The sequence below is a fragment of the Methylomonas methanica genome (assembly GCF_001644035.1).
Lineage (GTDB): Bacteria > Pseudomonadota > Gammaproteobacteria > Methylococcales > Methylomonadaceae > Methylomonas > Methylomonas methanica_A.
In genome coordinates, this window is record NZ_LUUG01000070.1 from 40,473 (window position 1) to 54,968 (window position 14,496).

Sequence of the window (14,496 nt, forward strand, 5' to 3'; positions counted from 1 at the left end):
CCGCATTCTGCTGGAGCAAAAATAATAACAATGACAAATCCCAGCATCAAAATACGTTCCACCGGACTAGGTTATTTTATTAACCGCATTCAAACCCTTTTTGTCAGCATGTTACGTATCTGGACGATACCCATCGTCCTGATGCTCAGCCTGTCGTCCGGCTTTACCACCTATTACGGTTTATCGCATTTCATCACCCCCTGGATTGCGTTGGTGATTACCATCGCCATTCAATCCATCATTGTGATCTGCTCCCTGGAGATGGCGGGCATTCATTGGAAAGCCAATCGCATGCGCTACTTTACCGTGGTAGCGTCGTTGGCGGTGGCGATTACCGCTTCGGTGACGTTTTCCTATTTCAAGTTTTACGAAATATCCGAGCAGGAAACCCTGCATATCAATCGGCTGAACGAGTTAAGGCAGCAAACTAAAAGTTATTTGGACGGTATTCTGCAAGTTAAAAGCCAGATGCTGCACCAACAAAAACTTGATCTGGAAAAAGCTTCCTTGGATGCCAGTCAGGCCTATTTCGGCACGCACAATCAGATCGGGCCCGGCTATAAAAATCAGGTAGGAGAAGGGCCGTTCTGGCGCCACTACAACCAAATTTATCAAGAAAAAAAGCAGGCCTTGCAACAGCAGGAACAAGCATTTCAGACGCTGGACAGCAATATTCGGTTGCTGCAAAGCAATTTGAATCAGCTGGACGTGACTAACGACAAGGAAGGCACCTATTCACAATTTTTAAAGAATTATCAGGATATTCAGCTTGGCGTGAATCAATTGGCCAGCAGCATGGGCCTGTCTTTACCCGATGCGCCCTTGCTTATGACCTATAAACAGTTTGTCGAGGAAGTTAAACCTTCGTTTGCGATGTGGCGTGGGTTTTCCTGGTTCGCGTTTGCTTGTGCGGCGATGGTGGATTTTTTCACGGTGCTGCTGTCTTATCGCTTGGAGTTCACCGCGCCGGGACCGTTAACAATCCAGGAAGAAGAGTTGGTGTTTGAATGCCTGCGGCAATTCACCGAGTTTCGGATCAACGAGAACGACGAACTGGAAATGGTCATCGAAAAATCCGATCTGGAAAAAGCCCGGCGCTATTCCGATTGGTCGCGGATGTTCGTGGTTGGCCTACTACTCAGTCGCGGCTTTTTGCGCAAAGTGGACGATAGAACGGTGGAGTTTGCACCGAATCTGTATCCGCTGATTGCGGAAAAAATGTCCGACAAAATCGCCGCGCTTAAACAAAAATCCGTTGCCGCGTCCAGCGCCGTTAGCCATGAATAGCCCCGGAACCGAATTGGAAGCCTGGCTGGCCGGCTGCGACTTATTCGAAGAGTCGCTCGCCGATACGGAGCAGTGGATTGCCGGTTTCGATGCCGACCGGCAAGTGGTGCAGCTCAAACTCGGGCCGTATAAAAAGCTCTATCTACGGCCGAAAAAATTCGTCAAACGCTTCTATCACCATATTCACCCGCTGACGATAGAAAGCTGGCAATACCGGCGGCAGCTGAGTATGTTCGACGATTTTTGCACAGTGGACTTGGCGCTGGATTTGCGTTTTCAGGCTACCTTGGCTTATGTGCTGAAAAACAGCGAAATGCTACCGACGATTAACCAACACATCAAGCAGCTGTATGGCGATATTATCGACGATGTGGTCAATCTTGAGCTGCAAGCGCTGGCCGATGGCAACTGGATTCATAGCGGCCTGATCGACATCGAAAAACGTATCGCCCTGGCTATCAACCAAGTGTTGATGCAACAGCATATTCAATCGCAAGCACTATGCAGTCTAACGGCCAGTTTCAACGAATTTCCGACCGTGCAGCTGGGCCGGGATAGCGTTTATCTGAACGTGTTGAAAAAGACTTTTGAATTGAATGAAGCGCGCACCCGCGAGCTGTCCCGGCAACAACGCTTGTTGGAAGAGGAGGAAATACACGAAAAGCGCCTGCAACTGGAACATTTGCGCCGCGTATCCGAGTTGGAATTGCAGATGCAGGCTCAGGAAGCCGAAAAACAGCGGCGCCTGCTGGAAGACAAACAAGATCAGCTCAGTCAACAACTGGAACTTGAGAAGCGTTTGTATGCCGAACAGCTACGCCATGAAAACGAATTAAAGGCCATGCGTCTGGAAGCGGAGTTGCTTGCCCAGGAAGCCCAGCAGGCTAGGCAAAGGCTTGCGGAAAGTCAGCAGCTCTCAGAACAATTGACCCATCAGGCGGAATTGCACGATAAAAAGGTGCTTGCCGATATTCGCTTGCAGCAACGCACGCAAAGCTTATGGCAAGAGAATGGTTCAACGAACGAAACAGGGAGTGATCATGCAGAGCAATAAATTGATAGGTGTAAGTTATCGGCTTTTGGTTTTGCTACTAACCGCGTTGCTGGCGGCTTGCAGTACCACGCCGCGTCCGCTGCAATTTCGCACGGAAATCGATTCGCTAGTCGCCGTTAGCGCTCCGCAAAGCAATATGCGATTCGTGGTATTGCCGGGCAATGCCGGCGCAAACGAACAGGATTTGCAGTTTATCGAGTTTAAAACCTATATCGAAAAAGTTCTGGCTAATCGCGGTTACAGCAAGGCCAACAGTATCCAGGACAGCAACTTGGTGATGTTCCTGAGTTACGGTGTCGGTGCCCCGGAAGTGCATCAATACACTTACGAGGTACCGTTGTGGAACGACATGGGGTATTACTATCCGTACCGAATGTCCAGATTTTACAACGGCTATTATCCGGGCTTCGGCGTCGGCGGCTATTCGCAACGTACCGAATCCTATACGACATTCCGGCGCTATCTGGTGCTGGAAGCCTGCGATAAAGAGGCCTATTTGCAACAGCAACAGCGCAAACAGCTATGGAAAACCAGCGTGCAAAGCAACGGTTCCAGCAATGACTTGCGCCTGGTGTTCCCGTATATGGCGGCGGCCATGCAAGCCTATTTAGGTACTAACACAGGGCACATGATCACTGTGGATATCGACGAAACCAATACGCTGGTGCGTAGCCTGCTTGGTCCATTTCAACCCAGCACGGCGCCACCGTGATAAAGATGGGATTTGGTTTTCCGCCCCCCGGTTATGCTTGATTGCAGGCAAAATATTGACAACATCTGGTGCCCGTTACAGACTGGGTGCACAGCCGCTAAGCTAGGGATTGGATTTGAAGTCTAGTATCTGCTTGGCCGAGCCGAACGTTTAGGGATGAAAGTTAACAATAATAATCAGGAGAGCAGCATGAAAATAATCGTTTTGGGATTTATCCTGGCTTTCAATAGCTTGTCTGTACACGCTGCGAAATACGGCCTGGAGCCGGGCGACGCGGTACTGACCAATTGTCACGAAATTTATACCAGAGGGGTGGTTAAAGCCAAGGTCGACGATGGCTACACCGTGCATTTTCCGAAGAACAGCGGCCCCATCCAATGTCCGCCGTTTCGCTGGCATGCAGAGTTTGTATTGCCGTTTCAATCCGTTCCGGAATATCGCCTGAAGTTTTTGGGTGGCTTAAAACGGGACATCGTCTTTCAGGTGGGCGAGCCGGTGACTTTTCGGGTCGATACCGACAGGCGCGTCGTCAAGAACAAAGCCAGCATCGATATCGACGCACAGATTACCGACATCAGCAGCAACGGTGCGATAGCCGTGAAATTAATCAGCACCGATCCGGAAGCAGCGGCGACATTTTGGCAATGGATAGGCGGCAATTATGTCGATTTACGGCATAAATATTTGGAACTGGAACGGGATAAAAGATCCCGGTAATCGGCATAAATTAAGCTAAACACTTTCATGTCATTGCCAACTCAAACGTTGGTAAGTTGCAACTATTCAGCGAATCGCAAGATTCTGCAAAGCGTCGAGAAATTACTCTCTCCTGATGGACGACTATATGGATGCAGAGGTCAAGGCATGGAGCAATTGCCGAGAGGTTTGGAGAGAGGAGAATTCCTCGCCATTTAGTTTCCTAGCTTCTGTTGGACACGGAGATCAACTCAACTTGAATCCTGGTTTGCTTATTTTCCTTATTTACCATACGCTTTCGGTCAAACACACTGATGCGGCGTCTACATCCGTTTAAAGATGGCCGCAAAACTTCGAATGGACGGGGGCGGAGCGTTGGGCGAGACGGCATGCATTCCGCATTTTTCCATTTGACAAAAGTAGATCGGACTGTCAATCCCGATGCAAGATAACTTCAACATTACCATGGATCAGCTGCGGGTTGGGTTGTATATCCACCTCGATCTGAAATGGTTTGATCACCCTTTCTCGTTCAGTCATTTCAAGATAAAGAACGAGGCGCAGATCAAGACCATCCAGAGTCTCGGGCTCAAGTCAATTCGTTACGATCCGGTCCTCAGCGATGTCAACCCGCTACCTCAAAAAACACAACAGGTACAGCAGACACCGGTTGCAGCCAAGCCGGATATTTCGCCGGTGTTGGCGGCCAAGCTTGCGCTAGTCGAGCGCATCCAGCAGCAGCGAGAGGCGGCGGTGCGGGTTGAAAATGCCTTTGTCAATACCGCTAAAACGATTCAAGGCATCGAGAAAAACCTGTATACCATGCCGGCAGAGACCGTGCGCAAGGCGGGACAATTGGTAGACCAAATTATCGACTCGCTGCTTTCTGCGCCGGAACTCGCTATTCACGTCATGATAGGCAAGGCGGGTGCCGAAGAAATGTATTACCACTCCTTGAATGTCACCATGCTGTCCCTGATGATGGCGCGCGACATCCAGTTGCCCCAACAGGTAGTCAGCACCTTGGGAATAGGCGCACTATTCCACGATATTGGTCATAAGGAGATTCCCGCAAAGATCCTTATGAAAAAGGACCCGCTCAATCAGGCTGAGCGCCATTTATTCGAAATGCATTGCCAGTACGGCGTGGGTATCGGCCAGCGACTGGGGCTTGCACCCGCCGTCTTGACCATCATCAGCGAACATCACGAATTGTTCGATGGGACTGGCTACCCTAGTAAGCTCAAAGGCGAAGCGATCGGTTTGCTTTCCCGCATTGTCGTCATTGCCAACCATTACGATGAACTGTGCAACCCGGTGAATATTAACGATGCACTGACGCCCCATGAAGCTCTGTCGACGATGTTCGCCAAGTTGCGCAATAAATTCGATCAGAAACTGCTCCAGGTCTTCATCCGTTGTCTTGGGGTGTATCCGCCGGGCACAATCGTGCAGTTTTCCAATGGTGTGATCGGCATGGTCGTCACCGTCAATACGGCCAAGCCGATGAAACCGCTGGTGCTCATTTACGACGCGGATATCCCCAGGGATGAAGCGATTCTGGTGGACATGGCGTGCGAAGCGGATGCGAATATTGCGAAGGCGATCAGACCGGCGCAGGTGCCGCGGGAAATATACAACTATCTCAGTCCACGCAAACGGGTCAATTATTATTTCGATCCGAGCCAACCCGGCCAGGAGCAAACCGCCAGATGAGCAGCCTCGAACATCTGATGATTGATTACAGCCAGCATATGATGTTGCTGGTTGAACCCGGTGAGTTGCGGATCATCATTGCCAACAAGGTGGTAGAGAAGATGCTTGGCTATTCGGAACAGGAATTGCTGACCATGGCCATCACCAATATCGAAAGTTCATTGCAAGACGTTTTTTATTGGGAAGATGTCCGTAACGGCCAATATCTCGATATCGAGACCCAGGACGGACTTTATCAATGCGCCGATGGTTCGATGCTGATGGTGACCAAATCCGTCAAGGTCATTCAGCATGAAGGCAGCCCTCTGATTCTGATACAGGCCACGGATGTTCAGAACGAACACAAGGCCGAGGATGCCCTGGCCCAGATATTGTCCCAATTGAGGGCAACGCTGGAATCGACAGGCAACGGCATTCTGGTCATCGATTGGCATGGCAAGATCGCCAACATGAACCGCCAGTTCAGTAGCATGTGGGGCATTTCGGACGACTTGCTGCTTGAGAGGGAGGAAGCGGATATTCTCGAGTTCATTGCCGGGCTGGTCGTCGAGCCGGAAGCATTTCGTGTTCGCCTGCGGGAGCTGGTCGGCAACACAGAAACCGAAGATATCCTGAGTCTCAAGGATGGCCGGATTTTCGAATGCAGATCGCGGCCGCAATATCTGGGTGAGCACATCATCGGCCGTGTCTTCGGCTTCAACGACATCACCGAACGCAAACGGGCCGAGGAAGCTTTGCGCGATTCCCGAGACGAACTCGAAGAGCAGGTGCATAAGCGCACTGCCTCCCTGCAAATGGCGAATACGCAATTGCTGGCCGAGAAGGCGCGTCAAGAGGAGCTCATCGGGCAACTTGAAGAAACCCAGATGCAACTGCTGCAATCCGAAAAAATGGCTTCGATTGGCCAGCTTGCTGCCGGCGTGGCTCATGAGATCAACAATCCCATTGGCTTCGTCAACTCCAACTTGAGTACCTTGCAGGAGTATGTCGATGGGATGCTCAGATTGCTGGCGGCTTACGAACGGATCGAAGATACGTTGGTGAACGAGGCCTTGCAAGATATTACGCATCTGAAGCAGGAAATCGATATCGGCTATCTGCGCGGCGACATCGGCAATCTTCTGGCGGAATCTCTCGACGGCTTGCAGCGGGTGCGGCGCATCGTTAAGGATCTGAAGGATTTCTCTCACGTCGGCGAATTGGAACAGCAATCGGCGAATCTTGAGTCGGGTCTCGACAGCACGCTTAATGTGGTGTGGAACGAAATCAAGTACAAAGCCGACGTCGTCAAGGAATATGGCGGAATCCCGGAGGTCAACTGCATCGCGTCCCAACTTAACCAGGTGTTCATGAACCTTCTGATCAATGCGGTGCAGGCGATCGAGGAGCACGGTCGAATTACGATTCGCACCGGTCATGATGAGAAAAATGTCTGGGTTGAGGTGGAGGATACCGGCAAGGGCATCAGACCCGAACAGCTTGGAAAAATCTTCGATCCGTTCTTTACCACCAAGTCGGTCGGTATGGGTACAGGCCTGGGTCTATCGCTATCCTATGGGATTGTTAAAAAGCACAGTGGGCGGATAGAGGTGAAGAGCGAACTCGGAAAGGGCACTTGCTTTCGGGTACTTTTGCCGCGGACTAGCTGACAGGCGTTCCGCCATTTTGCCGATAGGCAATCCACCATGATAAACGGTCGCGGTAATCAGGATAATTCGATCTGACTATGTGGTTTCTCTTCAGCGAATTTGCCGTTATGCCTATTCCCCCCGACAAATGGCGAACAGCTGTTGTGTTTTGGGGAATTGTTCCGGCGGGAGAGTCCGTGATTACGTTTCCAATCAGCAACGTTCGAGTTATTTTCTACATCGATCACGCTCGGAGCTCGGATGACCGAGAAATTTTCTCGAAAGACCAAGCTGCGAGCTCAATTGGCCGAGAAGTTTTCTCAATTGATCGAGCTCTGACCCGGAACGGCCGAGTTATTTTCTCAACCATTCTCCGCCGAAGCTGCATCGTTCAAGCTCCGAGCTAAAACGTTGGAGTTATTTTGTTCAATGATCGAGAAAAAAGCTTGGCCGTTGAAGTAAATTTGTCCAATGGCCAAGAAAATAAGTCGAATCGGAGAGGGTGATTAGTGAGCGGACGGGATATTTGCCGCGGCGGTCGCGCTGGTCGATTTTCTGGCGAAGCGGCGACTCAAACCGTCCAGGTGCTGTTCCAGAGCGCCATTCTTGCAGGCCAGTTTCGCCGCTTGATACACCAGCAAAGTCTGGCTGTAAGCATCGCTGCCCGCCGCCAAAAACGTATCCTCCAGCCGGCCTTGCAGCTGGCCCAAGGCCAACACCAGCGGTTCCAACTGCCGGACTAAGGTCACGTCGCGCTGATATTCGTCCAAATCGAAACTGCGGGGCAAAATGCCGGGATTTTGCACGGCCAATACAAGCCCTGGTCCACAAACGCTCGGCTCTTGTCGCCCAGCTTGGGCAAGGCCCTGCGCTCGTCGGCGTTTAAATCGATCAAAAACGGTAACAGGTTTTGAATTTGACCGATCAAACCCATCACGGCATTCTGCTGGTCGGCGGAGAGTTCGCCCTTGACTAAATCGTTGTTCATAATCGCTCCTTGTCAAAAAAATTGATACCGGGATGCCTGTCGATGTCTGCATCGAACGGATCGAATCCCGATAATTTAAGGTGAGAGTAGAGAGATAGCAGTCGCTACATGCTTAAACTGCCTATTTAAACAACCGATCAGCAAAATATGTCGAATAAACGCCTATCATGATTCGCCTGTCGGTTGCCGGCTGAGTGTAGTGGAAAATCGGCAAGGATTCAAACCTATCCAAACCCGAATAATTAGAGGGGTTGATTTGTTAACGGATTTAAATTTGATCGCAATGCCGACGAGTCGTTTGGTTGGGCTGATGACTATCCAATTCAAAGGTTCGAGTTCGTCAAAAAGCTCACGACTGTATTTCGACTCTCACCGACAGCAGTAGAATGGATACGTGCCTGTCAGTTCAACTATAGAGGCTTGATTGACATAGGATTAACCTATTTGTTAGAAAGCAGCATTGTCAATTATCTACTTACAAATCAAATTGCTGGTTATCATCAAGCACCCAGTCCAAATGTTCTCGATAGCGTTCGTAAGTATTTGGGGCGATCTGCTTCAGCAATTGACATAAGCAAATCGTTCCCTCTGGGAGAAAATTAAATTCACGGTACATTGAAATATAGTCAACGACTATTTTGAAGACAGCTTCTTCACCAATATTTCGAAACATACTTTCGGAAAAATACCTTAAAATTTCCGGCTGGTGCGACTGTTCACAGCCATGCCGTAGGATTGATGCCAAAACGTCTAAATCAGCTACGTTAGCGAAAATAACATCACAAACCCTACATTTTAAACTTTGCCACGCAATCTTATCGTCATGCCTGGCATATAAAAAATACTTTAGGATCTCAGCATTTTGTGGGTATAAATGGCATACATCATTAATATAGGCGAGAAGAGCCTTTGGATTTGTTTTATTAGGAAGAATGCATGAAAGCAGCTCCTCCGCAGCGATAATTAAATCGTAACCGTCGTAACCAAATTGACCTAAACATGGACGGCAGAGGGCTTCAATTACTAAGTCAATTTGTTGAGCTTGTAAGATTGGATCAATCGTCAATCTAATCTTATTGCTGAGATTACCCATCATCAGTCTCATATCTTCACCAAGATACGTAAAACTTCCATTTCTAAGTCGCTGTGAATAAAACTCAACCATTTCCTCAAATGACACGAGTCCTATTTGCATTGCTACGTCCAGTTGCATTATGTTAGCCAGTCCATCGTTCCATTCAGCGACCAGTCGTGTTTGAATTAATTTACACTGGTGATCGGAGTCAAAGTTAGATATTAAATTTATGAAAAGGCAAATGGGAGCATCGTAATCAAACACCATTTTCTTAGCTATTAACTCCACTTCATAGGTGAGGTCTGGGCGAACACTCCTCACTGTAAACAAGCAATTTGATGTTTTAGATGGCGCTTCGTATAATCTTAGGCGTGGATGGAATAAAAGCTCAAGTATTTCTTCGCCACGATTCACTGCTAACCGCTGAACAACCTCTGGAATATAGTTATCTAGAACAACAGCGCGAACTACTTCTAATAGTGGAAAGCGATCAATATAGATGGATATTACTTGTGCACAAAATGACGCTAAGCTGTGTTCACGACCTACCTCTACTGTTTCTGCCAGACCCTGTACCAGTTTGGCAAACGTCTCTTTTGGATAACCATCAATCATGTGTCGTAGAACTTTATAACGTTCCATGTTCTCTAATTTAAACTTTGCAGAATCCCAGGAACCATCATAATTAGTACCGATATCTTTCCAACGAAACGGATGACTGTCTGAATTAGGATTGGCCTTAACAGCGTTGCAAACCATAAGCCATGCCCGCTTGAGGTCGAAGGCATAGGAGATATGATCGAACGATACCGCCTTTGGCAGGTTGCTAATTTCACCCCAGCCATTACTAGATCCGTCTTCCTTGTCAACTCGCAAGATTTGCAATATGTCCTTGACCTGATCGAGAGGCCCGCCTTTCTCGACACGCGATAAAATTTCAACCGCCAAATATTGGTTATGCAGATCAAACGTCTGACTAACTTCCAGCTCGCTCGACCATTTCACAGCAAATTCTTTGACCCAGGCAGGACTTTGATTCTCGATAAGCTCCAGTGCTCGCGCAATAATTCCAGCCGTTAAACCGCCCTCAACCGAAGATGAGATGACATTTGTTACGTTGTTAAGATTTTCGCATGTCAGAGTCAACAACTCGTGCGCTAAAGATTTCGCGCGTACGAATTCAAATATTTCATCGTACACATATCTATATCCGCAAGGAACACGTTCGAACAAACCCTCTGCTACAGCCGCCTCCGCAATCTCTTCATCGCGAGCCTCGTTAATAGCATCACTAGGAATATAGCCGAGTGCCATCTTCACTTTTAGCGCCGTCCAATTTTCGATGATCGAGAATATTTTGTCAGGAGCCCTATTGGAACAACGAGTATGAATTTTTTTTACGGTTTTGCGAACATACTCTGCGAGAATCTCTCGAACTCGAATCCGATTGCTTTCTGATGTTCCATGTGCCTCCACCATGATTTTAAACACAATGGGATGACGAAGTTCAGCGAAAGGGATATCTTGTGGGAGTCCGTACCGCGCTCTCAATTCATCGAATTCACTCCTATTAAAACTCTCCAAGCGAATATGAGACACCTCGTAAGGTGGTTTCTCATCCTGAACTTCTGAGAAAGGGTGATAAAGTGAACGTTTGAGTAAGTCGGGTAGATGGTCGAATATGTCGAGGTGCTCGGTACGTGTAGTCAGGAGAAGCTTCCAATTTTTGGATTTAAGCAGCGCGATGAATACGGGTAATTCCTGTGAAATGAAATTCGGCCATTCATCCTTGCGCAGTGTTAATTCATTCAGACCATCAATAACCAGGAGGGGGTAAGGCGGTTGAAAGGGCTGGAACTCATTGAGCGTATTGGTATCGGATAGCCCAAGTGCATGTGCTAAAGCTTCTTGGAGAGGATGCTTGTTTACGATAAATTGTGTGGCGCGCAAGTACATGATCGGCCGGTTCCATCGGATGCGGCGGAGCATATAGGCTATGCTGGCACTCTTTCCGACACCTGAAGCCCCGGCAAGTATCGAAACAATTGCTTCGCTTTTAAGAAAATTATCTATAGCGGATTGCAATGATGGTCTGCTGATGGCATAAGTGCGTTCATAGACCCCCGTAATTGCTAAGCTCTGGACAGCGTTACGAGTGGCTTGCCAACTTCTTAAGGTTACGCCGCGTCTGTTTGGAAGCCGCCCGAGGCGTGTGGCGTTCTCCATTGCCCCATAGACCGCTTGAGAGATAGATTGAGCCTTACTTAGTGGTTCATTTTGTAGCGTAACCAGAGGCACAAAAAAAGCATAGCTGATCTCATCCGCTCCAGCACATGCAACCCCAACGACTGAGTCGTCTCTCTCCGATACCACGGGGGCTCCGCTTATTCCTCCTTCAATTTTTAGGCCGCTATGAGTCCATACCTTGTCGATTGTTGTAATCTCGTAGTCAATTTCGTAATTGACCGCGCTCAGGCTAACTGAAGAGAACTCTGCACGTAGAGGCGCGACAATACCATCTTTGAGATGAAGCATGTGAAAAATGGCTACAGGACCTACACTCCAAGGGGCAGAGATCGCCACTGGTTTTAATCTTCGGTCATCAGGCAATTCTGCTATAAGCAATGCCAAATCGCGCGACGGCGCTTCGTCTAATATATGTGCTTCAAACTCCACACCCTCACGGACAGAAAGCAGGATTTTCGACACATTACCTCGCTCTCCCGTGACAACGTGACGCGCAGTTAGAAAGAGCCCTTTACTATCGATGAGAAACGCAGTGCCATGTTTTGAACCACAATCAACACGGACGACGGAACGGCGAAAGCGTAATGAACATGGTGGTGCGGTTTTCGGTGGCACGAAACACTCTCCGATTCAGAATGTCTACTTTTTCTTAGGTTTCATTGTAGCTGTGACCGTAATTGCTGCTTCAGCTTTAGAATTAACGAACAAAAATCCAGTTTGGCCTTCGAGTTTTATACCCAAGGCAATTTCTACGGACTCGATATCTGGTGATATCAAGTTCTTTGAAAATATTTCGACTAATTTGCCAGTAGCCGTGGCAGCCTCTTCTAATGTGGATGCGGCCTTTGCAAGAAGTGTAGGTTTACCATCGTCGCTCTTCCCCTGAACCAACGCACCTTTAGGTGCTTCGAAACGAATCTTTACGGTATCCACATCAAATTCTACGACGTTCATTGTTAGCTCCAAATTTAAGACGAAATTAAAAATTTAATATTTCTCGAGAAATATTATGAGGATAGAAAAAAGACCGTAATAGTGGGCATGAACCAAACCGTATCGTTCAAATAACTCCTCTAAAACCCATAACACATACAAATTGGCAACCTCGATTAGCAGATACAAAGCTCAATGTAGTCATTCTAAATAGAAAAAATCCAAGCTACAAATCACTCTGTTCAGCTAATCTTGATCCTTGCTAAGTAGAAGGCCAAAATTGTTTTAACAAAAGCTAGTTAGGAGAATCGCCTTGCTGTAACAGCCTAACTTAGTTAACTATATATTTACCAGCAACTGCTCCACTATACGAAAATTTATCAATCAATCAATCAATCAATCAATCAATCAATCAACCTACGTATTTCTTTTCGTATATCATCGGTAGTAAAGCAATTATGACTGGTAATGATCTAATTGCCGACATTGAATCTAAACAAGTGGCTGACGGCAACGGGTCGGAATTTGCCCGTCAAAATCGTCAGATGGCTTTGGGTCTATCGAGCCATGGCAGTTTGAATGTCCCATGAGCGGGACAGAGTATCAACTCCCGTGCCGAACCTTGGTCAATTCATATTGCGGCAATGGAAAGCATTCCAGGAAGGCTGAATAATCCTCCCAATATTTAAAGATAAAGCCCGCCATTTTGTTTGACGTAATTGCCAACAACTAAAGTTGGCAATTACGGGTCGATAAGTTACCTCAGATTTAGCCCTGCCAAGCCTTCAACAATCCCTGCAATTTGTCGTTGGCATCGCCGAACAGCATGCGGGTGTTTTCATGCACGAACAGCGGGTTGCCGACGCCGGCGTAACCGGAGGCCATCGAGCGTTTCAGGACGATGGTGGTGGCGCCTTTCCAACATTCCAGGACCGGCATGCCGGCTATCGGGCTGTTGGGGTCGTCTAAGGCTGATGGATTGACGATGTCGTTGGCGCCTATGACGATGGAGACATCGACATGCGGGAAGTCTTCGTTGATTTCGTCCATTTCAAAGACGATGTCATACGGGACTTTTGCTTCCGCCAGCAACACGTTCATATGGCCCGGCATCCGCCCGGCAACAGGATGAATCGCAAAACGGACTTTTTTGCCGTGGCTGGTCAGATATTTGGTGATTTCATTGACCGTATGCTGAGCTTGCGCCACCGCCATGCCGTAGCCCGGGATAATCACAATTTCTTTGGCGTCGCGCAGTAATTGTGCGGTTTCTTCGACTTCAATGGGCTGCACGTCGCCGACCACTTCCGCCGCTTCACCGCCCGCACTGCCAAAACCGCCGGCAATGACGCTGAGAAAGTGCCGATTCATCGCCCGGCACATGATGTAACTCAGAATCGCCCCGCTGGAGCCCACCAAGGCGCCGGTGACGATCAGCAAGTCGTTGCTGAGCATGAAGCCGGTAGCGGCTGCGGCCCAGCCGGAATAGCTGTTCAACATCGATACCACCACCGGCATATCGGCGCCGCCGATGGCCATCACCATGTGTACGCCAAATACCAGGGCGATAACGGTCATAATCGCCAACGGAATCATTCCGCCACCGCTTTCAGCCGCACTCAAAAAGCTGCCGCCCAAGATCACGGTGGCGACCAACATGGCCAGATTCAACCAATGCCGCGCCGGCAGCAAGATCGGTTTGCCGCTGATGCGACCGCAGAGCTTGCCGAAGGCGATGACCGAGCCGGAAAATGTCACCGCACCGATAAATATACCGATGTAGGTTTCTACTTCGTGGATGGTTTTTTCGGCGCCGACCAAGCTATTGGAATGATCCATGGCGTTGGCGTAACCGACCAACACTGCTGCCATACCGACCAAGCTGTGCATTAACGCCACCAACTCCGGCATTTGCGTCATTTCCACCTTGGCGGCGGCTTTAGTACCGATGAAGCCGCCGATCAGCAGGGCAATCGTGAGTATCACGTAGGCGGTCACACTGCCGCCGAATACCGTGGCGATAATCGCAATCGCCATACCGGTCATCCCGTAATAGTTGCCTTGGCGGGCCGTGTCTTGCTTGCTCAGGCCGCTGAGGCTGAGTATGAATAGAATCGAGGCCGCAATGTACGCCATTGTAACTAGACCGTTTGACATGTA

Annotated in this window: 11 protein-coding genes; 6 read left to right on the forward strand and 5 right to left on the reverse strand. The window is 48.8% G+C overall.

Annotated features, from left to right (window positions below; all coding sequences use genetic code 11):
* Nucleotides 1-30: 30 nt before the first annotated feature.
* The 6 genes from A1332_RS11170 to A1332_RS26305 all read left to right on the forward strand — a co-directional run bounded on the left by A1332_RS11170 (nucleotide 31) and on the right by A1332_RS26305 (nucleotide 7,114).
* Nucleotides 31-1,287, forward strand: a complete 1,257-nt coding sequence (locus tag A1332_RS11170) for a hypothetical protein (RefSeq protein ID WP_064008566.1) — start codon at nucleotides 31-33, stop codon at nucleotides 1,285-1,287.
* Entirely contained in the window at nucleotides 1,280-2,341 is a 1,062-nt protein-coding gene (locus A1332_RS11175; protein ID WP_064008567.1) for a hypothetical protein, read from the forward strand. Before A1332_RS11170 ends, A1332_RS11175 begins: the two co-directional genes overlap by 8 nt.
* A complete protein-coding gene (locus A1332_RS11180; protein WP_064008568.1) occupies nucleotides 2,328-3,053 on the forward strand; it encodes a hypothetical protein in 726 nt (241 codons plus the stop codon). The genes A1332_RS11175 and A1332_RS11180 overlap by 14 nt, the downstream gene beginning before the upstream one ends.
* Before the next feature lie 189 nt (nucleotides 3,054-3,242).
* Entirely contained in the window at nucleotides 3,243-3,770 is a 528-nt protein-coding gene (locus A1332_RS11185; protein WP_231890270.1) for a hypothetical protein, read from the forward strand.
* Between the two features lie 420 nt (nucleotides 3,771-4,190).
* On the forward strand, nucleotides 4,191-5,465 hold the full coding sequence (locus A1332_RS11190) for an HD-GYP domain-containing protein (RefSeq protein WP_064008570.1): 1,275 nt from the start codon (nucleotides 4,191-4,193) through the stop codon (nucleotides 5,463-5,465).
* Nucleotides 5,462-7,114 (forward strand): ATP-binding protein, encoded by a 1,653-nt coding sequence (locus tag A1332_RS26305; protein ID WP_064008571.1) that lies wholly within the window; start codon nucleotides 5,462-5,464, stop codon nucleotides 7,112-7,114. The genes A1332_RS11190 and A1332_RS26305 overlap by 4 nt, the downstream gene beginning before the upstream one ends.
* A 485-nt stretch (nucleotides 7,115-7,599) precedes the next feature.
* On the opposite strand, the gene A1332_RS25645 is transcribed toward A1332_RS26305, so the two are convergent.
* The 5 genes from A1332_RS25645 to pntB all read right to left on the reverse strand — a co-directional run bounded on the left by A1332_RS25645 (nucleotide 7,600) and on the right by pntB (nucleotide 14,493).
* Nucleotides 7,600-7,863 (reverse strand): hypothetical protein, encoded by a 264-nt coding sequence (locus tag A1332_RS25645; protein WP_197491443.1) that lies wholly within the window; start codon nucleotides 7,861-7,863, stop codon nucleotides 7,600-7,602.
* Nucleotides 7,839-8,081: a hypothetical protein gene (locus tag A1332_RS25650; RefSeq protein WP_197491444.1), complete on the reverse strand. Its 243-nt coding sequence runs from the start codon at nucleotides 8,079-8,081 to the stop codon at nucleotides 7,839-7,841. The genes A1332_RS25645 and A1332_RS25650 overlap by 25 nt, the downstream gene beginning before the upstream one ends.
* A gap of 475 nt (nucleotides 8,082-8,556) precedes the next feature.
* Nucleotides 8,557-12,018, reverse strand: coding sequence for a S1 family peptidase (locus A1332_RS11205; RefSeq protein WP_197491445.1), 3,462 nt, complete (start codon nucleotides 12,016-12,018; stop codon nucleotides 8,557-8,559).
* Between the two features lie 24 nt (nucleotides 12,019-12,042).
* On the reverse strand, nucleotides 12,043-12,357 hold the full coding sequence (locus tag A1332_RS11210) for a CU044_2847 family protein (protein ID WP_064008573.1): 315 nt from the start codon (nucleotides 12,355-12,357) through the stop codon (nucleotides 12,043-12,045).
* 747 nt (nucleotides 12,358-13,104) lie between these two features.
* Nucleotides 13,105-14,493 (reverse strand): Re/Si-specific NAD(P)(+) transhydrogenase subunit beta, encoded by a 1,389-nt coding sequence (pntB, locus tag A1332_RS11215; protein ID WP_064008574.1) that lies wholly within the window; start codon nucleotides 14,491-14,493, stop codon nucleotides 13,105-13,107.
* Nucleotides 14,494-14,496: the final 3 nt, after the last annotated feature.

Excerpts from the sequence above, each read along its gene's own strand:
- A1332_RS11175 (WP_064008567.1), top strand. The coding sequence starts at position 1,280 with ATGAATAGCCCCGGAACCGAATTGGAAGCCTGGCTGGCCGGCTGCGAC.
- A1332_RS11190 (WP_064008570.1), top strand. The coding sequence starts at position 4,191 with ATGCAAGATAACTTCAACATTACCATGGATCAGCTGCGGGTTGGGTTG.
- A1332_RS26305 (WP_064008571.1), top strand. The coding sequence starts at position 5,462 with ATGAGCAGCCTCGAACATCTGATGATTGATTACAGCCAGCATATGATG.
- A1332_RS11180 (WP_064008568.1), top strand. The coding sequence starts at position 2,328 with ATGCAGAGCAATAAATTGATAGGTGTAAGTTATCGGCTTTTGGTTTTG.
- pntB (WP_064008574.1), bottom strand. The coding sequence starts at position 14,493 with ATGTCAAACGGTCTAGTTACAATGGCGTACATTGCGGCCTCGATTCTA.
- A1332_RS25650 (WP_197491444.1), bottom strand. The coding sequence starts at position 8,081 with ATGAACAACGATTTAGTCAAGGGCGAACTCTCCGCCGACCAGCAGAAT.
- A1332_RS11170 (WP_064008566.1), top strand. The coding sequence starts at position 31 with ATGACAAATCCCAGCATCAAAATACGTTCCACCGGACTAGGTTATTTT.
- A1332_RS11185 (WP_231890270.1), top strand. The coding sequence starts at position 3,243 with ATGAAAATAATCGTTTTGGGATTTATCCTGGCTTTCAATAGCTTGTCT.
- A1332_RS11210 (WP_064008573.1), bottom strand. The coding sequence starts at position 12,357 with ATGAACGTCGTAGAATTTGATGTGGATACCGTAAAGATTCGTTTCGAA.